The sequence below is a fragment of the Kangiella aquimarina DSM 16071 genome (genome assembly GCF_000374105.1).
In the GTDB taxonomy this organism is placed as follows: Bacteria; Pseudomonadota; Gammaproteobacteria; order Enterobacterales; family Kangiellaceae; genus Kangiella; species Kangiella aquimarina.
Map to the genome: position 1 here is coordinate 55587 of NZ_KB893651.1, position 24964 is coordinate 80550.

General features: G+C 43.2%; 23 protein-coding genes. 15 read left to right on the forward strand and 8 right to left on the reverse strand.

Annotated features, from left to right (window positions below):
* Positions 1-127: 127 nt before the first annotated feature.
* The 3 genes from B158_RS0109615 (at position 128) to B158_RS0109625 (ending at position 4864) form a co-directional block, all read left to right on the forward strand.
* On the forward strand, positions 128-1840 hold the full coding sequence (locus tag B158_RS0109615; RefSeq protein ID WP_018625155.1) for a glutamine--tRNA ligase/YqeY domain fusion protein: 1713 nt from the start codon (positions 128-130) through the stop codon (positions 1838-1840).
* A gap of 300 nt (positions 1841-2140) precedes the next feature.
* Entirely contained in the window at positions 2141-3988 is a 1848-nt protein-coding gene (locus B158_RS0109620; RefSeq protein WP_018625156.1) for an AsmA family protein, read from the forward strand.
* Positions 3989-4105: 117 nt separating this feature from the next.
* On the forward strand, positions 4106-4864 hold the full coding sequence (locus tag B158_RS0109625) for a DUF4097 family beta strand repeat-containing protein (RefSeq protein ID WP_018625157.1): 759 nt from the start codon (positions 4106-4108) through the stop codon (positions 4862-4864).
* A gap of 93 nt (positions 4865-4957) precedes the next feature.
* Here B158_RS0109625 and B158_RS0109630 read toward each other — a convergent pair whose 3' ends face one another.
* The gene (locus B158_RS0109630) at positions 4958-5590 is read right to left on the reverse strand and encodes a class I SAM-dependent methyltransferase (protein ID WP_018625158.1); all 633 of its coding nucleotides are present in this window, start codon (positions 5588-5590) and stop codon (positions 4958-4960) included.
* A gap of 49 nt (positions 5591-5639) precedes the next feature.
* Between B158_RS0109630 and uup the strand changes: the two genes are divergently transcribed.
* From uup to B158_RS0109650, 4 genes are read left to right on the forward strand one after another with little or no spacing between them, the layout of a single operon-like run.
* Positions 5640-7550: an ATP-binding cassette ATPase Uup gene (gene uup / locus B158_RS0109635; protein ID WP_018625159.1), complete on the forward strand. Its 1911-nt coding sequence runs from the start codon at positions 5640-5642 to the stop codon at positions 7548-7550.
* An 18-nt stretch (positions 7551-7568) separates the two neighbouring features.
* Positions 7569-8162 (forward strand): DNA endonuclease SmrA, encoded by a 594-nt coding sequence (smrA, locus tag B158_RS0109640; RefSeq protein WP_018625160.1) that lies wholly within the window; start codon positions 7569-7571, stop codon positions 8160-8162.
* Positions 8163-8195: 33 nt separating this feature from the next.
* Entirely contained in the window at positions 8196-8627 is a 432-nt protein-coding gene (locus B158_RS0109645; protein ID WP_018625161.1) for a hypothetical protein, read from the forward strand.
* Between the two features lie 29 nt (positions 8628-8656).
* Entirely contained in the window at positions 8657-9691 is a 1035-nt protein-coding gene (locus tag B158_RS0109650) for a lipid A deacylase LpxR family protein (protein WP_018625162.1), read from the forward strand.
* Between the two features lie 30 nt (positions 9692-9721).
* Here B158_RS0109650 and greB read toward each other — a convergent pair whose 3' ends face one another.
* Positions 9722-10210 (reverse strand): transcription elongation factor GreB, encoded by a 489-nt coding sequence (gene greB, locus B158_RS0109655; protein ID WP_018625163.1) that lies wholly within the window; start codon positions 10208-10210, stop codon positions 9722-9724.
* A 34-nt stretch (positions 10211-10244) separates the two neighbouring features.
* Complete coding sequence (locus B158_RS0109660; RefSeq protein WP_018625164.1) at positions 10245-10457, reverse strand: hypothetical protein; 213 nt, start codon at positions 10455-10457, stop codon at positions 10245-10247.
* 143 nt (positions 10458-10600) lie between these two features.
* Here B158_RS0109660 and B158_RS0109665 point away from each other — a divergent pair, with 143 nt between their 5' ends.
* The 6 genes from B158_RS0109665 to B158_RS0109690 all read left to right on the forward strand — a co-directional run bounded on the left by B158_RS0109665 (position 10601) and on the right by B158_RS0109690 (position 16218).
* Positions 10601-11836 (forward strand): ATP-binding protein, encoded by a 1236-nt coding sequence (locus B158_RS0109665; protein ID WP_018625165.1) that lies wholly within the window; start codon positions 10601-10603, stop codon positions 11834-11836.
* Positions 11837-11839: 3 nt separating this feature from the next.
* The gene (locus tag B158_RS0109670; protein WP_018625166.1) at positions 11840-12415 is read left to right on the forward strand and encodes a response regulator transcription factor; all 576 of its coding nucleotides are present in this window, start codon (positions 11840-11842) and stop codon (positions 12413-12415) included.
* 118 nt (positions 12416-12533) lie between these two features.
* Positions 12534-14717 (forward strand): TonB-dependent receptor family protein, encoded by a 2184-nt coding sequence (locus B158_RS0109675; RefSeq protein WP_018625167.1) that lies wholly within the window; start codon positions 12534-12536, stop codon positions 14715-14717.
* Between the two features lie 209 nt (positions 14718-14926).
* Entirely contained in the window at positions 14927-15502 is a 576-nt protein-coding gene (locus B158_RS0109680; protein ID WP_018625168.1) for a DUF2889 domain-containing protein, read from the forward strand.
* Entirely contained in the window at positions 15495-15833 is a 339-nt protein-coding gene (locus tag B158_RS0109685; RefSeq protein ID WP_018625169.1) for a YqcC family protein, read from the forward strand. The genes B158_RS0109680 and B158_RS0109685 overlap by 8 nt, the downstream gene beginning before the upstream one ends.
* A 13-nt stretch (positions 15834-15846) precedes the next feature.
* Positions 15847-16218: a TraR/DksA family transcriptional regulator gene (locus B158_RS0109690; protein WP_018625170.1), complete on the forward strand. Its 372-nt coding sequence runs from the start codon at positions 15847-15849 to the stop codon at positions 16216-16218.
* A gap of 24 nt (positions 16219-16242) precedes the next feature.
* Here the strand turns inward: B158_RS0109690 and B158_RS13040 are convergent, their stop codons facing one another.
* A complete protein-coding gene (locus tag B158_RS13040; RefSeq protein WP_018625171.1) occupies positions 16243-16650 on the reverse strand; it encodes an MGMT family protein in 408 nt (135 codons plus the stop codon).
* A 127-nt stretch (positions 16651-16777) separates the two neighbouring features.
* Here B158_RS13040 and B158_RS0109700 point away from each other — a divergent pair, with 127 nt between their 5' ends.
* The gene (locus B158_RS0109700) at positions 16778-17323 is read left to right on the forward strand and encodes a DUF937 domain-containing protein (protein ID WP_018625172.1); all 546 of its coding nucleotides are present in this window, start codon (positions 16778-16780) and stop codon (positions 17321-17323) included.
* 380 nt (positions 17324-17703) lie between these two features.
* Positions 17704-19431: a hypothetical protein gene (locus tag B158_RS0109705; RefSeq protein ID WP_018625173.1), complete on the forward strand. Its 1728-nt coding sequence runs from the start codon at positions 17704-17706 to the stop codon at positions 19429-19431.
* A 72-nt stretch (positions 19432-19503) separates the two neighbouring features.
* Here the strand turns inward: B158_RS0109705 and B158_RS0109710 are convergent, their stop codons facing one another.
* From B158_RS0109710 to asd, 4 genes are all read right to left on the reverse strand, one after another.
* The gene (locus tag B158_RS0109710; protein WP_018625174.1) at positions 19504-21510 is read right to left on the reverse strand and encodes an Ig-like domain-containing protein; all 2007 of its coding nucleotides are present in this window, start codon (positions 21508-21510) and stop codon (positions 19504-19506) included.
* A gap of 164 nt (positions 21511-21674) precedes the next feature.
* Positions 21675-23021 (reverse strand): sigma-54 interaction domain-containing protein, encoded by a 1347-nt coding sequence (locus B158_RS0109715; protein WP_018625175.1) that lies wholly within the window; start codon positions 23019-23021, stop codon positions 21675-21677.
* A 321-nt stretch (positions 23022-23342) separates the two neighbouring features.
* Positions 23343-23873, reverse strand: coding sequence for a cytochrome b (locus tag B158_RS0109720; RefSeq protein WP_018625176.1), 531 nt, complete (start codon positions 23871-23873; stop codon positions 23343-23345).
* Positions 23874-24029: 156 nt separating this feature from the next.
* The gene (asd, locus tag B158_RS0109725) at positions 24030-24881 is read right to left on the reverse strand and encodes an archaetidylserine decarboxylase (RefSeq protein WP_018625177.1); all 852 of its coding nucleotides are present in this window, start codon (positions 24879-24881) and stop codon (positions 24030-24032) included.
* Positions 24882-24964 lie beyond the last annotated feature (83 nt).

A 24964-nucleotide genomic window follows, 5' to 3' on the forward strand; every position in this document is an offset into this window, starting at 1 on the left:
GATATTCCGCGAAAAAGTTGAAGCATCCCAGGTTCAAGTGTCGCATTAGCTTGTAAATATCGCTAAAATCCCCACCTATCCTAGACATTTACTTAATTTGCGCATTCTTGCGCCTAATGGCAGATTCATGAGTTCAGCAACTGATAAAACTACCGATAATGTTACGAGCGGCGGAGAAAAGGTGACACCGACGAACTTCATTCGTAACAAGATAAACGAAGATATCGCCAACAATAAAAATGACGGGCGTGTGCATACCCGTTTTCCTCCTGAGCCTAATGGCTATCTGCATGTCGGGCATGCGAAGTCCATTTGTCTGAATTTTGGCATTGCGCGTGATTATGACGCGCCCTGTAATTTGCGTTTTGACGATACCAACCCTGAGAAAGAAAGCGAAGAGTTTGCCAAAGCGATTCAGGAAGATGTGCACTGGCTGGGCTTCGAGTGGGAAGGGGAGGTTCGTCATGCTTCGGATTATTTCGACCAGCTGTATGCATTTGCAGAAGAGTTGATTCGTAATGGCAAAGCTTATGTTGATGAGCAGCCGGCTGACAAGATCGCTGAAAATCGTGGCAACTTCCAGACTCCTGGTAAAGAAAGTCCTTATCGCGACCGCCCGGTTGAAGAGAGCTTGGACAAGTTCCATCGCATGAAGGCGGGTGAGTTTGCCGATGGAGAAATGGTGTTGCGCGCCAAGATCGATATGTCACATCCGAACATGTTGATGCGCGATCCTGTGTTGTATCGCATTAAGCGATTCCATCACATTCGCACCGGCGATAAGTGGTGCATTTATCCGATGTATGATTTTACCCATTGTATTTCTGATGCGTTGGAAGGCATTACTCATTCCCTGTGTACGCTTGAATTTGAAGTTAACCGTCCATTGTATGATTGGGTGCTGGATAACATCACCATTGATTGCCATCCACAGCAAATTGAGTTTTCGCGCCTAAATCTGGCTTACACCATTACTTCGAAGCGTAAATTGACTCAATTAGTCACTGAAAAGCGTGTCGATGGCTGGGATGATCCGCGTATGCCGACGATTTCTGGTATGCGTCGTCGCGGCTACACGCCTGCATCGATCCGTAATTTCTGCGATGCGATTGGGATCAGTAAGGTTAACAGTGTCACTGACATGACTTTGCTGGAAGACAATGTGCGTGATGATTTGGATAAGAGCACTAAGCGCCGCATGGCAGTGCTCGATCCAATCAAGGTTATCATCACCAACTACCCAGAAGACAAAGAAGAAATTCTTACGGGTAACAACCATCCAAAATTCGAGGACATGGGTACTCGTGAGTTACCGTTCAGTCGGGAAGTTTATATTGACCGTTCTGACTATCGCGAGTCTGCCAACAAAAAGTACAAGCGTTTGGTTAAAGACGGAGAAGTCCGCCTGCGTAATGCTTATGTCATAAAAGCCAATGAAGCTATTCTTGATGAGAATGGCGAGATTAAGGAGCTTCATTGTACTTACGACCCTGATACTTTGGGTAAAAACCCGGAAGGGCGTAAAGTTCGCGGCGTGATTCACTGGGTTTCAGCCAAGCATGCGAAAAAAGCAACGATTCGCCTGTATGACCGCTTGTTCAATGTGCCAAACCCAGGTGCTATGGACAATTTCCTTGAGGCATTGAATCCAGAGTCGCTTGAAGTGATCACTGCCATGGTTGAGCCTAGTCTGGCAGAGGCTAATCCGGAAGACCGCTTCCAGTTTGAGCGTGAGGGTTATTTCACTGCAGACCGTTATGAGTTCTCAGCAGATAATCTGGTCTTTAACCGGACTGTCACTTTGCGTGACTCCTGGTCTGACAAAGAAGCTAACTCTTAAATATTTGCAACTTAATTCCTTGCAAATAGACACCTACAGTCCACAAAATAAAAAGGCCAATCTTTCGATTGGCCTTAACTCTTTTAGGGGGACTAGTTCTGAGGGTTCTGAAGTCTGAGAGCTAGGTCTAAAAGCTTGTCTAAAAAAGTAACATTTCCATGAACTAACAATGACAACTTATCTGTAAGTTTTGTCACTCATATTTCAAAAAAGTTCAAAGTTTTTGCCAAAAGATCCATGGAACTATCATAAATAACTGTTAATCTAATGATAACCGTTTGATTTCTACAGGATTTAGTGATGAAAACCTTATTTAAATGGAGTCTTAGACTAATCATTGCGATCGTCGCACTTTTCATCGTTGCGGCTGTTGCTCTGATCATTTTCTTTAATAGCGACCAGTTAAAAACAACCCTCACCAACCAAGTTAAAGAAAAAACCGGTGCTGAGCTGGTTATCGAACAAGATTTAAGCCTGTCGTTTTTCCCGTGGTTGGCGATAGAAACCGGTGGTATCACTTTAAGCCAACCTCCTGGCTTTACTCAGGATAAACCTGCTCTGGAAATTGGTGCCGTTTCGGCTAGCATCAAATTGTTGCCACTCATCAGCGGTGACATAGAGGTAGGTGCCGTGTCACTTACAGATGCCACTTTAAATATGACTAAGGGACCACAGGGTAAATCAAACCTGCAGGCTTTTACTGAAGCGTTGCAGAAAAAAAGTGAAGCAGATACTGCTCAGGGTACCTCAACGACTAAAGAAGCTTTAGAGCTGAGCTTGCAGAAGTTGGAATTGACTAACTTCACGGTTAACCAGTTTGATGCAAAAAATACCTTGAGCCAGAGTTTTACTCTGGAGCAACTGATGGTTGAAGATTTTAACCCAGGTGAATTTAGACCTGTTTTGGCTAGCGGCAGGATCGCAGGAGAGGCTAATAAACCCGATATGAAATGGGCTCTGGCTGGTGATCTAAAAGTCAGCAAGGATTTCAAGCAGATTGATTTACAAAAGATGGATGCCAGCGTCGATAATGTTTCTGCCACCATACAATCAATTGCACTAACCGGTGTTTTATCTGTCGCCCAAGGTGATTCAACTTTGATTGAACATAAAGGGACTGCGGCTCTGGATGGTCAGAAAATACAACTGAATGCTTCCGCCGGATTAGGTAAGGTCAACGATATTAAAGTCAGTTTGTCTGCAGACAGTCTGACTCTTGATCAGTTTATGGCTACCAGCAGTAAGAAAGAGGTAGAGGCTAAACCTACCGCTGATCTGTCACCCATTGCTGATTTCCTAAAGCAATCCCGCATTCAAGGTGACCTGACTATCGGTAGCCTGAACCTGAAAAACAGCAAGTTTACTGATGTTACTGCCAAACTGTTCAATAAAGGTGCAACCTTACACCTCGATCCCTTCAAGGCAAAAGCTTTCCAGGGAGAGCTGGCAACCACGGCCAGTGTCGATTTTGCCAGCAAACCGTTGGCTTTAGCTGTACAACCTGATCTGAACAATATTCAAATTGGTGATCTGCTTGCGGCGTTCTTTGATTTCGAGCGCCTTTCTGGATTGGGAGCACTTGATCTTGATATGAAAACCAAAGGTTCGGATGCCAAACAGATGCTGCAAAACCTTAATGGTACCGGACATATCAATTTATCTGATGGTGCCTTAATGGGGATTGATATTGAAAAGCTGATTGCCTCGGGTTTGAGCTTACAGAGCCTAAATCAGGAAGCATACAGTGGGAAGACAGTTTTTGCTGGAATGAAGGGCGATCTAAAAGCTAATAATGGTGTTATTGACTTATCGAACTTTGCTATCAATTCTCCGGTATTTGATCTGGTCGGTAAAGCGACAACCGATGCCAATAAAGAAAGTATCGGTGGTAGTTTCCAGCTGGTCTTGAAAGGCGCTCTGAAAGAGCAGGTCGAAGCTAAATATCCTAAATTAAAGGATAAGAAGCTACCTTTTGAACTGAAAGGAACTTGGGCAGAGCCGAAAGCCAATATTGATTATGAAGCAATAATCAAGGCAGAGTATCAGGGCAAAATAGATGAGAAGAAAGAGGAGCTGGAAGATAAGGTCAAAGACGAGCTTGAGGATAAGCTTGGAGATTTTCTAAAAAAGAAAAAGAAGGATAACTAACTCCTACTACAAAAAGCCCTCAATTGAGGGCTTTTTTTCAAATATTCAATGAGTAACTAAACCCTTTGCCAGAAATCGACATCCAATAGGTGTATTAACAAATAAAGAGGGTTAACAATGAAGACATTAATTTATACAGGTGCTTTAGTGGCTTTTTCGGTAATGGGGACAGTCTCTCATGCGGACGAAACCAAGAGCTTTTCACAAACCTATGACTTTAGTGCGACCGGTTCAATCTCTGTCGAAAATATTAATGGCAGCATCGATGTTGCTGGCTGGGATAAGGATGAGATTGCTCTTGAGTATGTGATTACTGCTGATAATGAGAAAGACCTTGAGCGTATTGAGGTTATCATTGAGCATAGCGATAAAGACTTTGATGTCGAAGTCGACTTTAAAAGCAGAGGCATGTTTAGCTGGGGTAGTGGCTCTGGTGAGGTTGATTTTGTCTTAAAAGTACCGAACAAGGCAAAGTTGAATTCAATTGATTCAGTTAATGGTGCTATTACCATTAAAGATATGCGTAGTGACGTTCAGGCTGATGCAGTTAATGGCCAGATTACCATTGAAGGCTCTTCTGGTGATGTCTCTGCTGATACAGTTAACGGAAAAATTGTCATTAGAATGGACCGCTTAGGCTCTTCACAAAGAGTTAAGGCCGATAGTGTCAATGGGGATATCACGTTATATGCACCAGCTGATGCTTCTTTCAAACTATCTTCTGAAACCTTAAATGGCGATTTAAGCAACGAATTTGGTATCGAAGTGGATGAAAGTGAGTATGTTGGAGCCGATATGAACGGTACATATAACGGTGGTGGCGCTAACTTGTCATTCGACACCGTCAATGGTGATATTGAACTTCGTAAGAAGTAATCGATAGGTTTCAAAGAATAGAACACCCCTTAGTCATCACTTGAAGACTAGCCTGGCGGATTCAATCAGTGAGTCCGCCTTTTTTATATAAGGTTAACGCTTGATAAGAAATAATGTATCGGCAGAAATTATTTCTACGGCTAGCTGCCATTCTGCTGCAATCCATTCAAAGGTTCGATCCGAATAGAAGCAGACATGGGTAGGATCATTTTTATAATGCCACCGACTGAATGCGTCTTTATCAATCCAGCGTTTGGTCATGATACCAAGAGTACCACCAGGTTTGAGTATATTAATTAATAAAGGAAGAACTTCAGATGGTTGGTGAAGATGTTCAAAGACTTCGGTGCTGGTAATAAAGTCATAATTACGCTTCAGTAACTCAGGGTGGTTCGCGTAAAAAGGATCATAGTTGACCATTGAAATGCCTGCTTCTGACATCATTATGGATATTGTCGGGCCTGGCCCGCAGCCAAAATCGAGTCCCTGCGCTGTGGCTGAAAGCCTTTCTTTAAGAGGTTCCACCAGGCGGCTTAGAAATTGACGGTAACCTGTGTCCGCTGGTGAGTTTTGGTGCAGGTCATATTGCGACTTTTCCTCTTCGGCAGTTAATAACTGCTGTTTGGGAACAAAAACCAGATCACAGACCTGACATTGTAAGTAATCCCTTTGCTTATCCGTGTGAAAATGCAAAGTTTGATGGTTGAGACAAAGAGGACAGGTCATTGGCAATCTTTTACGTTAAAATAGCGAAAACACGAAAAGTATCATTTTAATGGCATTAGTAGCACTACAACAAGTTGAAGTCAGTTATGGCGGTCCAGCCCTGCTCAACAAAGTCGATTTTACTATCGAACCAGGCGAAAGAGTCTGTCTTATTGGCCGTAATGGTGTCGGCAAGTCCACTCTCTTGAAAGTTATCAACCGTGAAATTGTACCGGATGATGGCGATATTCGATTTAACCAAGGGATAAAGATCGCGAAGCTAACCCAGGAAGTGCCATCAGGCACCAGTGGCAGTGTCTTTGATGTAGTCGCCGAAGGGCTTGGCGAGGCTGGTGCATTAATCCGTGAATTCCATCATTTAACCCAGTCTGCTGACGAAGCATCAATGCAGAAGCTGGCCAGAGTACAGGAAAAAATCGAGGAAATAGATGGCTGGGCGATGGACCAGAAAGTCGAAACCGTCATTAACCGTTTGAGCCTGGATGCTGATAAAGCATTTGATGAACTGTCTGGTGGTATGAAAAGACGAGTCCTGTTGGCTAAGGCACTGGTTGAGCAACCTGATATTCTGCTGTTGGATGAGCCAACCAACCATTTAGACGTTGAGTCTATTGAATGGCTGGAAAACTTTCTTAAAGCCTATGAAGGCAGTCTGTTATTTATTACGCATGATCGTCGCTTCCTGAGAAATCTGGCGACTCGGATTGTTGAAGTTGATCGAGGACGACTGACGTCCTGGCCGGGTGATTATGATAATTATCTGCGCAGAAAAGCTGAGCAGCTTGCAGCTGAAGAAAAGCAGAATCAGGATTTTGATAAAAAACTGGCCCAGGAAGAAGTTTGGATCCGCCAGGGCATTAAAGCGCGACGTACCCGTAACGAGGGGAGAGTGAGACGGTTAGAAGCAGCTCGTAAAGAGCGGGCAGAAAGACGTAACCTTATCGGTAATGTCAAAATGCAGGCGCAAGATGTCGAGCTATCAGGCAAGAAGGTCATTGAGGCTAAGAATATTCATCACGGTTTTGAAGGTCGAACGTTAGTCGATGACTTTTCAACTTTGATTATGCGAGGCGACAGGATCGGTATTATCGGTCCTAACGGTGTGGGTAAGACCACTTTGATCAATATCTTACTGGGTGAATTAAAACCCGATAGTGGTGAGGTCAAACTTGGTACCAAATTAGAAATTGCCTATTTCGATCAGCACCGTGCTCAGCTCGATGAGAAGCAGTCAGCAATGGACAATGTGTCTGGCGGTAAGGATATGATGACTATCAATGGACAGCCGCGACATGTGATCAGCTATATGCAGGATTTTTTGTTTACCCCGGAGCGGGCAAGAGCACCCATTACCGCTTTGTCGGGTGGCGAACGCAATAGGTTGTTGTTGGCAAAAATTCTGGCAAAGCCATCAAACCTGCTCATCCTGGATGAACCTACCAATGATTTGGATATCGAAACTCTGGAGTTGCTCGAGGAGATGCTGGATAACTACCCAGGAACGTTAATGCTGGTTTCGCATGATCGAGACTTTCTAAATAATGTGGTGACCAGCACAATTGCATTCGAAGGCAATGGTATAGTCAAGGAGTATGTTGGTGGTTATGACGACTGGCTACGACAAAAACCTGAGTCAGAAAAGCAGACTAACACTAATAAGCTTGCTCAGGAAAAACAGAAAGATTCTGACTCTGTAACTAAAGTGAGCTCCAAAAATCAGAAAAAAACGAAGAAATTAAGTTATAAAGACCAATTGGAATTGGATAAGCTGCCTGAACGGCTTGCTGAACTTGAACAAAAAATTGAGGCCATTCATGCTCAAATGAGTGAGCCTGAATTTTATCAGCAGGATGGTGAAAAGATTGCTCAAACTAAACAGCAACTAGAGCAACTTGAAGCAGAGCTGGAGCATAAGTTCGAGCGCTGGGAAGCATTGGAAGAGATGAAAAATAGTATTTAACGGTAATTGAGGTGTTTTATGTCACAAGATGATTTTGAGCTTTTTAAAAAAGAGCTATCTGATGTTCAGCGCCTTAAAAATGATCGCGTCAATTTGCACCAATCAAAGGAAGGACCAAGCATAGCTCAACAGGCAAGACGTGAAGCCGCTTTAGGTCGTAAACCTAATGTTGATCCCAATTATTTAAGTACTGATTTTGTTGAGCCAGTTTTGCCCAATGATTGGCTTGAGTATAAAAAAGATGGTGTTCAGGAAGGTGTTTATAAAAAGCTCCGTCTTGGTAAGTATCCAATTGATGCTCACATTGATTTACACCGCAGGAGCGTTAAAGAAGCCAGAGATGATGTGTTTTATTTTATTAATGGAAGTTTAAAGCGAGGCAAGCGGACGGTTCTGATTACTCATGGAAAGGGCGAACGAAGCCACCCGCAGGCTGTGTTAAAAAGTCATGTTAATCATTGGTTGATACAACATGAAGCTGTTTTGGCATTTCATTCGGCTCAGAAGCACCATGGAGGTCTTGGCTCGGTATATGTTTTGCTGAAGAAAAACGATGAAGAAAAACAGATTAATCGAGAGTTGTTTAATAAAGGGCTTGGCAAGAAGCTGTGATCATTAATATTACAGTATGGTTAGGAGTAGAAGATGGAAAATCAAAATGATAAACAGGAATTGATAGAGCTTGATGATGAGGATCAGGCCGAGCAATCAAGCGAACAAAAGGACACCTGGGACAGAACCAGAGAGTTAATTTTATTGCAAGTCAAATTAGGCATAGACGCTATTCGTGATTTCATATTAATGCCGGTAGCACTCTTCTGTTATATTTTGGACTTTGGTGAGCGTGATAAGTCAAAGCCATCTTATTGGGAGCGTCTAATGCTTTGGGGGAGACGTAGCGACCATCATATTAATCTATTTAAACATAGACGATCGTACAAAAAGGGTTATATGACTATTGATGATGCTGTAAACATCGTCGAAGAAACAATACGCAAGGAAGTGAAAAATGGGGAATATTCTGAGCAGGTGGTTAACAAGGTTAAAGATAGGTTCAAAAACCGCGATAACCACTAAAATTCGTAATCCCAACAGAAGGACAAGGTATGTTTGTTAAAAAGCGAGAAGCAGTTATAGGCTGTCTCGTGCTTTGCTTTAGTCACCTGTCAGTTGCAGCAAGTGATCTCCCTTTCGCAGAACAGGAACTGGAAGATCCGGATACTTTTGTCACCATTACCGTAGAAAATGATTTGTTTGCTGGTCGAGATGGTGGCTACACCAATGGTATTGGCTATAGTTGGGGGCGTGGCCCTTATCAGACAATGTCCGAGACTGATAGTCCAGAGTGGTTACAGTCTATGGCGCATGCTTTTGGTGTACACGATGACCCTCAGCATTTTAATGCAGCAACCTACAGTATTTTTCAGGGTATTCAGACACCTTCCGATATTACCAACCCTGACTTTGTACCTGATGACCTACCCTATGCTGGGATACTGGGCTGGAGAGGAACCATCCACTCATGGACTAAAACACGAGCCGATCAGTTTAATCTTGTCTTAGGTATCGTTGGCCCTGCTTCGTTAGCGGAACAATCACAAAAAGTAGTGCATAAAATCACCGGCTCGGATGAGCCTATGGGCTGGGACTATCAGTTGCACAATGAGCCAGTATTTGCGCTACAGGCTCGTCGTAGCTGGCGTTATGAAATCGAAAATGGTGATGGGCATGGCGTTGACTTCATCGGAATCCTGGAAGCCAGTGGCGGCAACTATACCTCTTATATGGCAGGGACCTATATGATTCGCTGGGGATTAAACCTTGAGCGCAGTCATGCGGCCATTAGTGTGTTGCCAGGGCGTGGCGTCAATCCTCTTGCAGGTACAAATTCTGAAGAGTATTACGTTTTTTTTGGCGTTCAACCTCGTTATGTGTTTAATGACATTATGGTTAATGGCAATACGTTCAGAGATAGCCCATCGGTAACCTTGAAAAATGAGCAGCTCATTTATTCGACAGGCTTTGTCTGGAACTGGAAAGATTGGGGGTTGTTATTTTCATTAGCAGAAACTACAACCACTTTCGAAGAACGAAAGGGTAATGCCAGATTTGGTTCACTGAGTATTAGTTATCGACTTTAAGCGATCCAAAAGGACTCTTCAGAGTCCTTTTTAATCTTCATGCGGTGATGGGTAGTCAATGTTTACTATCCAGAACAGCTTGTCACCATCCGGCAGCCTTAAACTAACTTCATCATCTATTTGTTTTTTTAACAGGGCGCGAGCCATGGGTGAATCAATGCTGATGTAATGAGGTTTATGATCAAATTCATCAGAACCCACCAGGCGATAAGTTAGCTCGTTGCCTTGCTCATCTTCAAGGATAACTTGAGCACCAAAAAACACTTTGTCTTTTTCATGTGGAGTATGTTCAATTACTCGAATTTCAGCAGTGCGTTTTTGTAAATATCGAACTCTACGATCAATCTCGCGTAACTGTTTCTTTCGATAGATATATTCAGCATTTTCGCTTCTGTCGCCTTCAGCTGCCGCTGCATTGATAGCGCGAGTTACTTCGGGACGAAGTGTTTTCCATAAGTAAGCAAGTTCATTACGAAGGCGTACCGCGCCAGCAGCAGTTATTAAATTAGAGCGTTGCATAATTTGTTAGAGTAAGCCTAATCATTAGTGAACCTTAAAATGGTTGGTCGTCTTCTTTATTTTCAGTAGCTTCTTGTAATTGTTGATCAAGGTTATCAACACGCTTCTGCATTTCCTGCTCGACCTGTTTGGCTTTATCGAGTTGCTTTTGTTTATATTCCGATAGCATTTTGTCGGACTCTTTATCCTCATTTGAGCAGGCGGTAAATGATAGCGTGATAATAATTAACAGTAACCACTTTTGCATAACAGATCTCCTTAATCATCAGACGAGCTTAATAATAACTTAGTTAGCGAATATAAGTCTTGTAGCTGTATGGAATTATTCTTAATTAGGGTTTTCTGAGCGCTTCTATTATAATTCACTAATATATGCTTTAAGAGAAGTCTATGGCCACTTCAAGTTTTAACCAACCGATCCTGATACCGCTTAGTTGGGCAAGAGGGGTTGCCCTATTTCTGCAGGTACTCTATCTATTTTGGCTACAACAGCTGCCATCACCTGTTATCTGGGTCATTCTGTCCGCTCAGGCAGCAATCCTTTTGCATACTCTGGTAGTCAGCCGTACCAGTGTGAGTGAGCAGGCTATCTTTATTGCTCTAATATTCGATGCACTGTTGTTGATTGCTTATGTCTATCTTACCGGAGGCATCGCTAATCCACTGATTTCACTATTGTTGTTACCGGTGGCGACAGCTTCCTTAATGCTTAGACCTCGCTATGCGCTGAGCCTACTATTGATTGCAATTGCGGGCTATAGCTTACTTATGAGCCTGGTTTCCGAGCATCAGGCTCACCAAAGCTTTAACTCACACCTTGTTGGTATGTGGTTGGTGTTTATCGCCAGCGCTGTGTTGCTTTATTACCTGGTTGTGCGTCTGGTAGCTGCTACTCGTGCCCAGCAGCAGGAGTTGGAGCATCAGAAACAGCGGCAGCTCAGAGACGATTACTTATTAGCTCTGGGGGTATCTGCAGCAGATGCCGCACATCAGCTGAATACCCCTTTATCAAGTATGGCGGTTCTGCTCGATGATATGCCTGACAGCAGTGATAAAAAGATGATTGAGCAGCAGATTAGCCGTTGCCAGGACATTACCCGTAATATTCAGCAGCAGTTCGAACAGTTAAAGCAGCGCCAGTATCAAACGCTTTCGGTAGGCGACCTGTTCTGTCAAGTTACTTCCAGTTTCCGGCTACTCCATCCTGAGGTCAGCCTGGAACTGGATACTCAAGCTGACAGTAGTAGCCAGTATCAGTTAAACAGCCACCTCGGCTTTATCAGTGCCTTGCTCAATATTATGGATAATGCGGCTAAGGCATCGCAGCTTAATCAACAGTCACGTATCAGGTTGAGCTGCGAGATTGATAAGGAACATACTGGCCAGCCATCGCTTATTTTACGAGTTTTTGACTTTGGTGATGGCCTCGCTGAGCAGCAGTTAGAGAGCTATGGTTATGTGCCCAACTTTAATTCACAGCAGGGGATGGGTACAGGCAGCCTGATCTCCAGTGCCAGTATTGAATTGATGAATGGCACCATTGAGATAGCTAATCATGCCAAAGGCGCTGTGGTAACAGTAAGCTTACCTATTCAGCTGCAGGCATCAGCGGGAAACGGGCAATAGATTATGACTAGTCATCTGCTATTGATTGAGGACGATGCTGTGTTTGCCCAAGTGTTGCAAAACTCTCTGCAAAAGCGAGGCATAAACTGCACGCATGTCAGTACCCTTGAGCAGGCATCAGCAGCAGAACTTCCTGGTGATTTTGATGCCATAGTGCTCGATTTGTACCTCGACGGCGAGTCAGGCCTAAGCATTTTGCCACAACTTAGGCAGCGCTATCCTAAAGCCAGTATTCTGGTGCTAACCGGCTACGCGAGCATAGCAACTACAGTACAGGCGATGAAACTGGGTGCAGATAATTACCTGCCAAAGCCTGCCAATGCCACCCAGATCCTCAGTGCTCTGCATCAAGACCATGCCATTGCCGAATCCTCCCTTAACTCTAATGAACCATTATCAAAAGATTCTAACGAGACAGAAACTGAACAGGATGTGTTGTCCGTAGAACGGTTACAGTGGGAACATATTCAGTCAGTTCTCGCTCACCATCAGGGTAATATTTCAGCAACTGCCAGAGCATTAGGTATGCACAGAAGGACACTACAGAGGAAATTATCAAAAAAACCCAAAAATAAATAGGAATGCTGTTGATAACCATTCTCATTTAGATTTATAATGCCCGGGTTGTTCACTTACAAACACAATACAGGGTATGACAATGCGACCTCGTTTCACAATTTGCGCGCTAGCAGTCGCCATGACTGCAGCACTTTCAGCTCCACAATCCGCCTTGGCTGATGACGTTAAGAAAGGCGACGAAGTTCAAACAATCAAAATTATTGGTGATAACAATGCAGCTCAGAAGGTACCGGGCTCTGCACATGTTGTTTCTGAGACTGAACTGGAAGAGTTCAAATACACTGACGTTAATCGTGCACTACAGCAGATCCCAGGTGTTTACATTCAACTGGAAGACGGCTTAGGCTTACGTCCAAACATCGGCATTCGTGGAACGGGTACAGGTCGCTCAGGCCGCATTACTCTAATGGAAGATGGTGTTTTGATTGCACCAGCCCCATATTCAGCTTCTTCAGCATATTATTTCCCAACCTTTGACCGCATCACAGGCATTGAAGTACTTAAAGGCCCAGCCGCCATTAAATACGGCCCATTCACTGTGGGTGGTGCCGTTAACCTGATTTCACGTCAGATTCCAGTTGATGCCCAGGGGCAGTTAAAACTGGAGCTTGGTGAAAATAATGAGCGTCGTGCTTACGCATATTATGGTGATAGTAGCGATAACTTTGGTTACCTGATAGAAGCCAACAAGCATGTCACAGACGGCTTTAAAATGATTGACCGTCATGGCGATGAAACTGGCTTCGATAAAGATGATTACGTCGCTAAATTTCGCTTCAACTCAGATTATTCAGCCGATGTTTACCAACAACTTGATATTAAAATCCAACATTCAACGGAAGATTCAGATCAATCATACCTTGGCCTGACTGATGCTGACTTTGCGGCTGATCCATACCGCATGTATGGCGTTTCAGCGCTGGATACCTTCGCAGGTGAGCATGATCAGTATGTTCTAAGTTATTATGCTGATTTAACCGATAGCTTTGACTTGCGTGTGACTGCTTATCGTAATGAAACAGCTCGTAACTGGTACAAGACTGGTGCTTTCATTATGGAAGACCCATTAAATCCTGGCACGACAACTCGTTATAGCTGGTCAAGCATTATCAATACCATAAATTCTGGCGGTACTAATGCAGCTTACTTCCAGTCGATTCTTGATGGTGTAGATGCGCCTAATGATCGAATTGAAATCACTGACAACAATCGTAATTACCTGAGTGAAGGTATTCAGGCAAGCTTCGAGTGGGATTTCACGGTCGGCGAAGCTCAGCATGATCTACAGTTAGGCTTGCGTGTTCATGAAGATGAAGAAGATCGTTTCCAGCGTAACAGTTACTTCATTCAGCAGGGTGGCACTTTGGTTTTTGATCAGGCTGATGCCTGGGGAACTGCTGGAAACCGTGTATCTTCAGCGGAAGCCAACTCTTACTACCTGGTAGACACCATTACTTATGGTGACTGGATCTTTACACCGGGTGTGCGTTATGAAGATGTTGATTTAAAGCGTGAAGACTGGGCAAATGCAACCGATCGCAGTGCTGCACCAAGTGTTCGCACAAACAGTGCTTCAGAAGTTCTACCTGGCTTTGGTGCCTTGTGGTTATTAAGCGATAACACCAGTTTATTGTTTGGTGTGAATAAAGGTTTCGCACCTCCTGGAAACAGCTCAACTGACAAGCCAGAAGAAAGCTGGAATTATGAAATGGGTGTGCGTTTTGCTGGTGAAAGCTATAACAGTGAATTAATTGCTTTCTATAGTGATTATGACAACCTGTTGGGCGAATGTACCTTATCAAATAGTGGTTGTAGCATTGATGAAATTGGTGATCGATTCAATGGTGGTGCTGCCGAAGTTAAAGGTATTGAACTGCGTGTTGTCGGCGAGTTTACAGAAAACTGGCTGGGTAGCTTCAGCTATACTTATACTGACACAGAATTTGCTTCAAACTTTGACAGTAATGTCTGGGGTCCCGTAGAAACTGGTCAGCCTATTCCATACATCCCTGAAAATCAGATGCAATTGTCTGTGGGATATGACAATTCAGTGTGGAATATTTTCACAAACCTGAACTATGTGGATGGAACATGTACCAAGCCAGCATGTGGCGCTTTCCAGCAAACGGAAGATCGCTTAATTGTGGATTTAGCATCTGAGTTTGATATCAACGAAAGTACCAGCATTTATGCAACGATTGATAATCTGTTTGATGACGATTCAATCGTTGCTCGCGAGCCATATGGTGCCCGTCCGGATAAACCAAGAACGGCACGAGTTGGTGTGAAATTTAACTTCTAGGCGCTCACTGCTTTAGCTATAGGAAGTTGAAGTTAATAATAACAATGATGTTAGTCTCTCCCTGGGCTCACACTTAACTTGAGAGTGGTTAAATTGAGCCAAATGATACAAGCCCGCTTCGGCGGGCTTTTTTTATGCCCCGGCTTTTTATGAAAAGAATAAACTGGGTTATGATAGTTTGTAGATGAAAACATTAAATGGCATCTATTATGGCTCTATCGAAACCAAACAAGCGTAAACCGATTCATTACCGGAATATTCAATGCAACGGCTATCTTAGAGAAGATGGTTTATGGGATATTGAGGCCCATCTGACCGATGATAAAGGTTATCCATTTCCAACTCTGCAAAGAGGCGTTCTTCAGCCCGGCGAACTGGTGCACGAATTATGGCTGCGATTGACGCTTGATAATCATTTAGTGATTCAGGATGTTGAGGCGTCTATGCCGATTACACCATTCAGTATTTGCTCACAGATTGAAGATAACTATAAGCGTCTAATAGGTTTGCAGATTGGACGCGGCTGGATGCAGAAAGCTAAGGATTTGGTGGGAGGTGTTGAAGGGTGCTCTCACCTGATAGAATTACTAAGACCCATGGCGACCACTGCAATTCAGACGATTTATCCATATCTTAACTTTTCGGATGATGGTCGTTTTCCAATCAGCAATAACGTATTGAATTCCTGTCATAGTTTTTCAGACACGAATGAAATAATTCAGCAGTTCTGGCCAGAAAAATATCGTGGGCAAGCAGTTGAAGTAAAAGAGGTAACAGATGAGTAGTATTAACTGGCTAGCAAAGTACATCGAAATCTTTGATCGAATTGAAGAACATATGGTCGAACTGGAGTTATGGTCAGAATCACATCCAGGCCACCATAAATTGCAAAGCAGCATGCCATTCTGCGTTGATACTTTGCAATTGGAAGAGTGGATACAGTTTGTGTTTCTACCAAAAATGCGTGAGTATGTAGAGGAAGATCGGCTGCCGCCGGGGCCAGCACAAATCACTCCCATGGCTGAGGAAGTTTATAAAAATCAACCTGAGCTGAAGTCACTGATTGAATTACTCAGAAAGTTTGACGAAATTTCCCACTTGAGCCATCTGCATTAACAGAAGGTATATCATGATCAGCGACAAAAAAATTGCACACTTTAAAAGTGAGTTGTTACAGATCGAACAGGAACTGATGGATGTTCTTGGCTTAGCTGAAGAGGTCAATGAAAAAGTTGAACTCGATCAGGCGCGCTTTGGCCGAGTATCGCGAGGTACAGCCTTGATGGATCAGGCGATGTCTGAAGCTGGTGTGGAGCGTGATAAGCAACGACTGGTTGCGGTAAGAAAAGCACTTAAGAGAATCAAAGACCAGCAATATGGATTCTGTCTTGAGTGTGATGAACCTATTAGCGAAAAACGACTTGAAGTGGCTCCTGAAACAGAGCTTTGCCTTGATTGTCAGTCATTCAAAGAAGAGCAACTGCGTCACTCTGAATCATAACACCATTAAGTCATTGATATTCCACTAGCGAAAAAACTCTTCAGCAGATATGTCTCCAGCAGCAGAAGAAGGGGGAGACCAGATACACTTTGCATCCACTTTACCCTTAATAAATCGTACCCCTTCTTTTTTTAATCGCTGCTGTTGTTCTGCATAATAAGGGCTATCAGCATTAAACGCGATGCGACCATCAGAACCAATCACTCTATACCAGGGAAGCTTTAGATCGCTATGAGCGAGGCCCAAAGCTTTGCTCACATGGCGTGCATGGCGAGGAAAGCCAGCAAGTTTGGCAATTCGACCGTAACTGCTGACTTTGCCATAAGGTATCTGTTTTACCCAGTAGTACACCTGTTGTCTAAAGTGTTGCATTCTGTCGAGAGAAGCCGAAGCTTTGCTCTGATCACTGTTCCGATTGGAATTGTCAGACATTTCAATACCTTGATCCTGGTCAGGAGATGAGTGTAATCCGCTAAAAGTGGTTTGATTATATCGATTTACCGGAATATAGTGGAAATTATTGGGTACAGATGTCTCAAAGTAAATGAAGGAGGCGGCAATGGTTACATTGATGGATTTAATTTTTGGTAATGATGAAAAGCCTATGGATCAAAGGCCATTGCAGGAAATCGGTGTGCAATATAGTCTGCACCAGGATCAATTGCACCGCGTGATGGAGTTATATTTGGATGCCATGCTGCAAGGTTTACAGGAAAATGTTCGCTATGGTGGTCTCGATGCTTTAATGGATGCTCTGGCTCGCAATAAGAGCGAAGAATTCCTGAAGTACCCACATCAAATCATAGAATCAAAAGCTATCGATAACGGCAACTATATTCTGGGACATATTCTTAAAGAAAAAGATGTTAGCCGGGATCTGGCTACCAGTGTTTCCAGAAGAACCGGTATTGAGCAGGACACTCTGGAAATTGTTTTACCGATAACGGCAACCTTACTTATGGGACGTTTAGGTTTGTATATTGATGATGTCGAAAGTAGCCAGCAGCACGATACCTTGCTCGACATATTGCAAATTGAGGAAGGCACCAGCTTGCGAGAAATGATTCTGCAAAAGCAAAAAGAATTGTACGAAGCCGGGCACTAGCTAAGTAGTATAATTCTTACTTTGAAATTCCCAAATTTGGGAAATACTAACCTCTTGTCTGTATTGGTTTTTTTCTATAAAAGTAACACTATTTGTTTATTGTCAGTAAAAACTGTATCACAATCGGAACAGCTCAAATTCTTTCAACTCACTGATAAATAATAGGTTTCATAATTTGTACAGAATGCTGTTCCATGTTTGAAACAGATACCCTCAATAAGTCATCTTCAATCTCCCGATAAAACCACTCTTTTCTTTAGTTAATAAGCAGTTATCTGACTTGGCACGCTCCTTGCTTGTATTACTAGTGTCTGACCTGGAATCGACAGTGTCGACTACTGGAAGGTCGGTATTCATAGAATCAAAAAGGAGGATTTACTATGAACATTAAACGATGGACGCTTGCCTGTTCGATGGCGTTATTTACTGCAACCAGTGCCTTTGCATTGGACCCGGCTGATAGCGTGGAATTGGACGGTAACGCGATAAAAGACACAGCTCTGGATGATTGGCAAAATATCAATTTAGGTGTGAGTTCTGCCGCGGTTGCCACTGGTGTGGTTAGCGATTTACCACCTGCAACTATATTTTGGAAAGGTGGCTCGAAGGATACGGAAGATGTCACTCAGTGGTGGTACAAAGATGGTGCCGTCCCTGATAAAGATGATTTAAGAAATGGTTATGCAGCTGCTTATTTTCTTCCAAAAATGGGTGGCGGTAATGACCTGGTCTTTTACTTCGGTGCGGAACGTTACGCAAATAATGGTGATGCGATTATGGGCTTCTGGTTCTTCCAGGACGTGGTAGGTCCTGATGGAAACAACCGCTTCACCGGAGAGCACAAAGAGAATGATTTATTTATTGTGATGGAATACCCTCAGGGCACTAATGCTCAGCCATTCGTACAAGTGATGCGCTGGGTCAATGGTGGCGGCGACGTCGATGATAATTTACAACTGTTATATTCTTCAGGCGACGCAGGTTCCAAATGTAATACGGCTACTGACTCAGGTGTAGCCTGTGCGATTACCAATGACAACCAAGAGTTGGCAGGAGTGGCGAACGGTTTGTGGCCTTATGAGAACAAATCGGGAATCCCTGATGCCTATCCTCATGAATCACTGTTTGAAGGACGGTTAAATGTGACTCAGGCACTGCTGAATGCAGGGATAAGTGAAGTTCCTTGCTTCAGTAGTTTCCTGATCGAAACTCGTTCTTCACGCTCTGAGACTGCACAGTTGAAAGACTTCCTTGGAGGTCAGTTCCCTTTGTGTAGTATTGAGGTAGCGAAAACCTGTAGCGCTTCTGCCTTAACCGCCGATAACAAGTTCACCATTGATTACACCATTAGCCTGACCAATTCAGGTGTTGGTAGCATTGGTGCAGGTGAAATCATCACCATTGATGACCAGCCAAGTGACGGTGCGGCATTCCAATTAACTCCTGCAGTTAGCAGCTTAACCGGTGGTGCTGATGGTTGGGCACCCAATGAAGTACTGCAAGTTTCAGGGCAATATGTCTCTGATGTTAACGGTGGCATGAATACCGTTGACGCTTCGGTAACCTTCGGTAGTTCGAGTATTACAGCAGATCAATACACAACAGGTTGTGATTCGCTATCACTCTCTCCTGCGATCTCAATCGTCAAACAGTGTGATCTGTCGTTAACTCAAACCGGTAACCTGGTAGCAGTGCAAAAAGACTATTCAGTTGATGTCTGCAACACCGGTGATACACCACTTGATGTGATCTTAACTGATAATAAGGATTTAGCCTTGAATGAAAGCTTCTCGCTCGATTTCCCTAAAACCTGTCTGATTGATGTTGATTGTGGTGCAGGTTATACCTGTAATGCTGGTGGCTTCTGTGAAGATGGAGACGGATTCCTAGAAGGTAACTTCGGTGGAAATGTCTGTGAAACTCGAACAGGAACCTACCTACCATCAGAACTACCTGTTGGTACTGATGGTAACCTTACTAACCAGGCTTCGGTTTCTGCAACATCACCTGTTGCGGCCCCTGGTGATATCGGCTCTGCATCGAATCCGATTCAGGATTCTGATTCAGCAACCTGTGACTTGTGCCCTCTACCTCAACCAGAGGAGTAAGATTCCAGGCGCAGCACAACGGGGGCTTCGGCCCCCGTTTCCTTGCTACATTCCTTGTTAAAAAGGTTAGCTTTATTTATTTCTACCGCCACCTTTGTTTCCGCCTTTACCCCCTCCAGTTGTGGAGTCCGAATTGTCACCAGTTCCGCTATCAAGACTGACTTGAACAGTTGCACTAGTGGTTAGCTTTCCATCACTGATGGTATAGCTGAAACTATCAGTGTCCTTAAAAGGTTTACCGGGAATGTAAGTTAAACTGTTGTCAGAATTTAAAATAACATCGCCTTTAGAACCTTGTTCAACACCGACAATGGTCAGGTTATCGCCATCTGGATCGTAGTCATTGGTTAATGGGGCAAAGGTGATACTGTTTTTGCTGGGTAATATCACCGTATCGTTTACAGCAACCGGAGCACTGTTACTGACAGCTGTCTGCGCTTCAACAATTACTGAAGCATTATGCTGATCGAACTGCGATGTCTGACCATGAGACACTTTACTGGTAACAGCATAGTCGCCTGATGGAGCACTAGCATCAACTGCAAGTGATAAGCTGATTTCCTGACTTGCGCCCGGTGCCAGACTGATATTCGAATAATTAAAACTACCGTTGATATAGCTATCTGTGCTTGAAGATAGATTAAAGGTTGAAGAGCTACACTCAGCACTATCACGATTGGTGACTGTGTAAACAATTTCTAAGTTACTGCCAGCTGTGGTTGCTACAGATGTACTACTGACTGGTTCAATAGATGGAGCCTGATTCTGACAAATCGCAGGAGCCTGTCCGTAATTTACCTGAACTACAGCACTGCCCGCATCGCTGGCAGCCAGAGTTATGCTGACGTCATTAACTGAGTCATGATAAGTCTGCCCAGGCTGCAAAGTGATATCCGTCCAGCTCAAGGTTTCTGGCGTGGTATCCAAAAGATAACTATCGTTAGGAGCATTGTCGGTTCCTTCGCGCAAACGAACACCCGTTAGAAACTGTGGGTAATTGTCTGCAAGGTGTGCATCAAAACCAATCGCCTGACGATATTCAACGTAGTACCACTCGTTCTGGCCGGTGCTTTTAGTCTGCTTAAAAATTTTCGCAACCTTGGTATTGCTATCATTGGTTTCAAGTGGTGATAAAACTACTTCTGTGCTTTGCGTGATAGTTGTAACTTTGTTATTCATCCAGCCTAACTGTTCTTTCTGGAAAGCATTAAAATGATTCGTTTCACGAGCGTTACCCATGCCACTGATGTAGTCACCGTAATCACCTACTGCACAACCAGAGTCTGCCGTAACTTGAGTACCACAGTCTTTGCTGTGTGCATGATAAAGACCAAGGTTATGCCCCAGCTCATGGTGGACAACATCCGACTCAAATCTTTTGATCCATGAAAGCGGACCTTGCACATTGGCCTTGCCTGACCAGGTGCAGTTTGGGTGCGTTGGGATCACATACATCACATGATCATAATTTGTTGGCTCATAGCCCCTTTGACGAATGACTGCATCAGCTGCATTACTGATCGCATAGGTATCACAGGTACTGACATCAACATCAACAGTAATTGGTTCCAAAGCCTGTCCGGTTAAACCAAACTGCTGATAGGAACTTTCCATAAAATACTGGTGTGCAGTATTAAATAACGTGTCGTAAAGTTGAGCCGAAGTAAAACGCACAATGGGGTTGATGGCAAAGTTGATTTCGGCCACCAGTAATTGATGAGTACCTGAAACTGTACTCGCCTGAGTCGTAGCCTGTGTTGTTGAGCTTGAAGACTCATCAAGTAATAAACTCACTGAGTCAGGAGAAGCTTTTAGCTTACCCTTGTCAAACTGACCGTGAATTCTGACTTTCTGATTGGAGGCTAACCAATGTGGAACTTTATCAAATACCACCTCGGTAGCTTTTCCCTGACTGTTAACCAGTCGATAAGACAGTTCACTTCGCTTATTCGCGAAGTCATCTTCAATGTTGATTGTAATGGTTCCTTCCACGACATTATCCTTTGCAAAGCTCCCTGCACTAAATAAAGACACAAAGATGCCCGCAGACGCTAACGCGCCTTTTAAAAGATAATTCATGATTGACCTCTTAAGGTAGTTGGATAGGATGATTCACGGAGCCAATCATAGGAAAGTCAGTTGTAAAAATAAATGACAGAATCGAACAATTGATTAAATTTTATACAAAATGAGAGGTGGCCTGAAAGAGCCATGTGATGGTTAATACACTTTTCCCAAAATTGTTACATAGGGATGTTATGTTTATTTAACAGCCGATAGAGGCTGGTTCTTGAGATACCCAGATTTTTAGCGGCTAAAGTGTGATTGTAGCCGGATTTCTCAATAGAAAGAATCAGAGTTTCTTTCTCTGCTTTGTCTTTAGCCTCTTTTAGACTGACAATATTCTGGTGGTTGCTGAAAGACAGATCCATGTGCTTTTCGGTAATTAAATTGCCTTCTGATAAAATGACAGCCCGTCGAATTCGGTTCATTAATTCCCGCACATTGCCAGGCCAGCGGTATTGATTCATAGCATTCAAACAACGCTGTGTGAAAGTTTTATGCATATGCCCTTCGCAGAACTGGCTTAAGAAATGATTAGCAAGTTCAGGAATATCCTGACGACGATGACGAAGAGCTGGCATGTGCAATGTCAGTACATTAATACGATGATATAAATCTTCGCGAAACAATCCATCTTCAACTGCTTTCTCAAGGTTAACGTTGGTTGCAACGATAATGCGGCAATCAACGGTAATACTTTTGACGCTGCCTAACCGTTCGATTTGGTTTAACTCAAGAAAGCGTAATAAATTAACTTGAAGGTTAAGCGGGAGATCGCCAATTTCATCCAGAAAGACAGTACCGCCATCAGCTGCTTCAATCCGTCCAATTTTTTTGCTGTCGGCGTTGGTAAAAGCGCCTTTCTCATTACCAAACAATTCTGAGTAAAACAAAGTCTCGGGTATGGCTGCGCAATTAATAGCAATAAATGGCCCTTGGTTGCGTTTAGAGCGCTGATGAATTTTTCTGGCAGCCAGTTCTTTGCCAGTACCGCTTTCACCAGTGATAAGTACAGTCGCATCTTCCATCGCAATTTTATTAATGTTGCGTTTGATTAGAGCCGTTGCTGGGGAGCGACCAATAATATCATCACTGTCCTGAGGCACCTGAAGCTGATTAAGCTGTTTGTTTTGTAACTCAGCCATGCCAAAAGCATGGCCAACGGTTGCTAGAAAATAATCGTAACGCAGAGGCTCACGATGGTAATCATAAAACAGGTGTGAAAAGAGAAAGTTTGGATGGTCTTCCAGCCAGTTTTCATGAGGAATAATGGCTATCCATTTTGTCGCCATATTTAGTGAAGCTAACTCTTCATATTCAGTAATAATAGGCTCAGGTTCTGCAGATAAAAAAATGACAACGACTTCAAAAAGATGGTGCTGAAAGAGTTTCTTAAACTGACTTTTTTCCTGAGTGAAAAAAATTTGCCAGCCATTATCTTTGAGCTGCTCACTGAGTTCCTGGGCGGAGTCGCCTTTACCGAAAATGAGGATCGAGCGACTTTCATGTGGAGAGTGGTCAAGCATTCCTTGCCTCCCAATCTAAAAAGTAAAAAGAACAAAAAAATATGTAAAACAATTGATAAAAATTATTTCACAGTTTTAAGTTTCAATTATATCAAACCTCGATTAAAGAGACCTAGAAATAGATCCACAAAACTGATTTTTAAGAAGGTTTTTTTGGTTATGTAAAGTGTCAAATTGTTTTACTTAAATTCACTTTTTAGTTGGAAATCTTTACATGAAATTCGGCGCTGCAATGAGCTAGAGCTAGCTATGGATAATGAAAAGGCTTCTAGATTAAGTAGAAGCCCTTAAAAAATATATCTGCCTTATGATTTTTACTAATTATAGCATCCGTCTTAAAACATCAGTGTCAGATCCTTTATCAAACCAGCGATGTTTAATTGTTCCTGCCAAGTGTAAAATAATCAGTAATAAAAGCGAATAAGCCAGTATTTCATGCAGCTCGTGCATTAAGTGAGCTGTATCCTCATTATCAGCAACCAGGCCTGGAATTGGCACTCCAAACCATTCAACATCAAAACCCTGATAGTCTGATGAAAGGTAGCCAACAACAGGAATTGCCACCATTAACACATAGAACAGGAAGTGGGTAATTTTTGTTAGCCATCTTTCCCAAGTTGCCAGGCCGGATGGTAATGGTGGATTCTTTGAAAAGAGTCTCACGATAATTCTTATAATTACCAACCCTAGCACTGTGATACCAAAAGATTTATGGACAGGATAAATTTCATATTTAAGTTCGCTTTCCATCGGTAACCCAGCCATATACCAGCCAACGCCAATCATAACGATCAGCATGAGTGCTATCAGCCAATGCAGTATCCGCAGAGTCAATGAGTATTTTTCTTGCATAACGTTTTCCCCATTTGGTTATGAAGCATCAATATAAAATGCTTTATGGGAGGATGGCAAGTAAAGAGGAAGGGGCGCTGCTATATGTCAGCTAAGGCTGGGTCAGGTAAGGCTGGGTCAGGTAATGACGTCGCTAACCCAGCCAGAAGATTGAAACTATTTTTTATAAGCTATCGGTTGGCCCATAACCGTTGGCGCATAGGCCTTCATGTTTTTGTGCCAATCTAGCGTATCTTTTGGAAATAGTAGTACGATTGTAGAGCCTAGTTTAAAGCGACCCATTTCTTCGCCTTTTTTTAAGCTAACTTCTCCTGGCTCATAATCCCAGCTACGAACTTCCTTACGAGTAGGAGGGGTTACCGTGCCATGCCAGACAGTTTCAATACTGCCTACAATGGTTGCGCCCACTAATACCATCGCCATTGGACCTAGTTCAGTATCAAACATGGCAACCGCGCGTTCATTACGGGCAAAAAGGTTTGGAACTTTGCGAGCAGTCAATGGATTAACGCTAAAAAGTTTGCCCGGCACATGTAGCATTTTGGTCAACTGGCCATCGATTGGCATGTGCAGTCGATGGTAGTCTTTTGGTGCTAGATAGACAGTTGCGAATTCTCCGTCCTGAAAAGGGGCTGCTAATTCTGCATCGCCACCCAGTAACGTTTTTGCTGAGTAGGTGTGACCTTTAGCCTGAAAAATATAGCCGTTATCAATTTTACCTAGCTGACTTATCGCACCATCGGCAGGGTGAACGATTGAGTTTTCATCTGAATCAATGGGTCTAACATCAGCTTTTAATGAACGAGTAAAAAAATCATTGAAGGTTTTGTAGTCTTCAGGATTTTCGCGTTCAGCAATACTCATATCAATGCCGTATTTTTTGATAAACCATTTGATGAAGGCGTTCTTTATTTTGATGTTTTCGCTGTCAGCAATTTTTCCCATAAGCAGCGAAATGCCGTGTTGGGGAATCAGGTATTGTGATAATACTTTTAATGTGTCGGACATGGGTATTCAGAATTCCAATAAATAGTTGACGATATTGTAGCTTAAATAATAGGCTCAGACTATTAGCCTCTGCATAGCAAGGG

Coding starts and splice junctions, on each gene's coding strand:
- B158_RS0109615 (WP_018625155.1), top strand. CDS start 128: ATGAGTTCAGCAACTGATAAAACTACCGATAATGTTACGAGCGGCGGA.
- smrA (WP_018625160.1), top strand. CDS start 7,569: ATGTCACAAGATGATTTTGAGCTTTTTAAAAAAGAGCTATCTGATGTT.
- B158_RS0109710 (WP_018625174.1), bottom strand. CDS start 21,510: ATGAATTATCTTTTAAAAGGCGCGTTAGCGTCTGCGGGCATCTTTGTG.
- B158_RS0109665 (WP_018625165.1), top strand. CDS start 10,601: ATGGCCACTTCAAGTTTTAACCAACCGATCCTGATACCGCTTAGTTGG.
- B158_RS0109680 (WP_018625168.1), top strand. CDS start 14,927: ATGGCTCTATCGAAACCAAACAAGCGTAAACCGATTCATTACCGGAAT.
- B158_RS13040 (WP_018625171.1), bottom strand. CDS start 16,650: ATGTCTGACAATTCCAATCGGAACAGTGATCAGAGCAAAGCTTCGGCT.
- B158_RS0109660 (WP_018625164.1), bottom strand. CDS start 10,457: ATGCAAAAGTGGTTACTGTTAATTATTATCACGCTATCATTTACCGCC.
- B158_RS0109715 (WP_018625175.1), bottom strand. CDS start 23,021: ATGCTTGACCACTCTCCACATGAAAGTCGCTCGATCCTCATTTTCGGT.
- B158_RS0109670 (WP_018625166.1), top strand. CDS start 11,840: ATGACTAGTCATCTGCTATTGATTGAGGACGATGCTGTGTTTGCCCAA.
- B158_RS0109630 (WP_018625158.1), bottom strand. CDS start 5,590: ATGACCTGTCCTCTTTGTCTCAACCATCAAACTTTGCATTTTCACACG.
- B158_RS0109645 (WP_018625161.1), top strand. CDS start 8,196: ATGGAAAATCAAAATGATAAACAGGAATTGATAGAGCTTGATGATGAG.
- B158_RS0109685 (WP_018625169.1), top strand. CDS start 15,495: ATGAGTAGTATTAACTGGCTAGCAAAGTACATCGAAATCTTTGATCGA.
- B158_RS0109720 (WP_018625176.1), bottom strand. CDS start 23,873: ATGCAAGAAAAATACTCATTGACTCTGCGGATACTGCATTGGCTGATA.
- B158_RS0109650 (WP_018625162.1), top strand. CDS start 8,657: ATGTTTGTTAAAAAGCGAGAAGCAGTTATAGGCTGTCTCGTGCTTTGC.
- B158_RS0109705 (WP_018625173.1), top strand. CDS start 17,704: ATGAACATTAAACGATGGACGCTTGCCTGTTCGATGGCGTTATTTACT.
- B158_RS0109690 (WP_018625170.1), top strand. CDS start 15,847: ATGATCAGCGACAAAAAAATTGCACACTTTAAAAGTGAGTTGTTACAG.
- asd (WP_018625177.1), bottom strand. CDS start 24,881: ATGTCCGACACATTAAAAGTATTATCACAATACCTGATTCCCCAACAC.
- B158_RS0109625 (WP_018625157.1), top strand. CDS start 4,106: ATGAAGACATTAATTTATACAGGTGCTTTAGTGGCTTTTTCGGTAATG.
- B158_RS0109620 (WP_018625156.1), top strand. CDS start 2,141: ATGAAAACCTTATTTAAATGGAGTCTTAGACTAATCATTGCGATCGTC.
- B158_RS0109700 (WP_018625172.1), top strand. CDS start 16,778: ATGGTTACATTGATGGATTTAATTTTTGGTAATGATGAAAAGCCTATG.
- uup (WP_018625159.1), top strand. CDS start 5,640: ATGGCATTAGTAGCACTACAACAAGTTGAAGTCAGTTATGGCGGTCCA.
- B158_RS0109675 (WP_018625167.1), top strand. CDS start 12,534: ATGACTGCAGCACTTTCAGCTCCACAATCCGCCTTGGCTGATGACGTT.
- greB (WP_018625163.1), bottom strand. CDS start 10,210: ATGCAACGCTCTAATTTAATAACTGCTGCTGGCGCGGTACGCCTTCGT.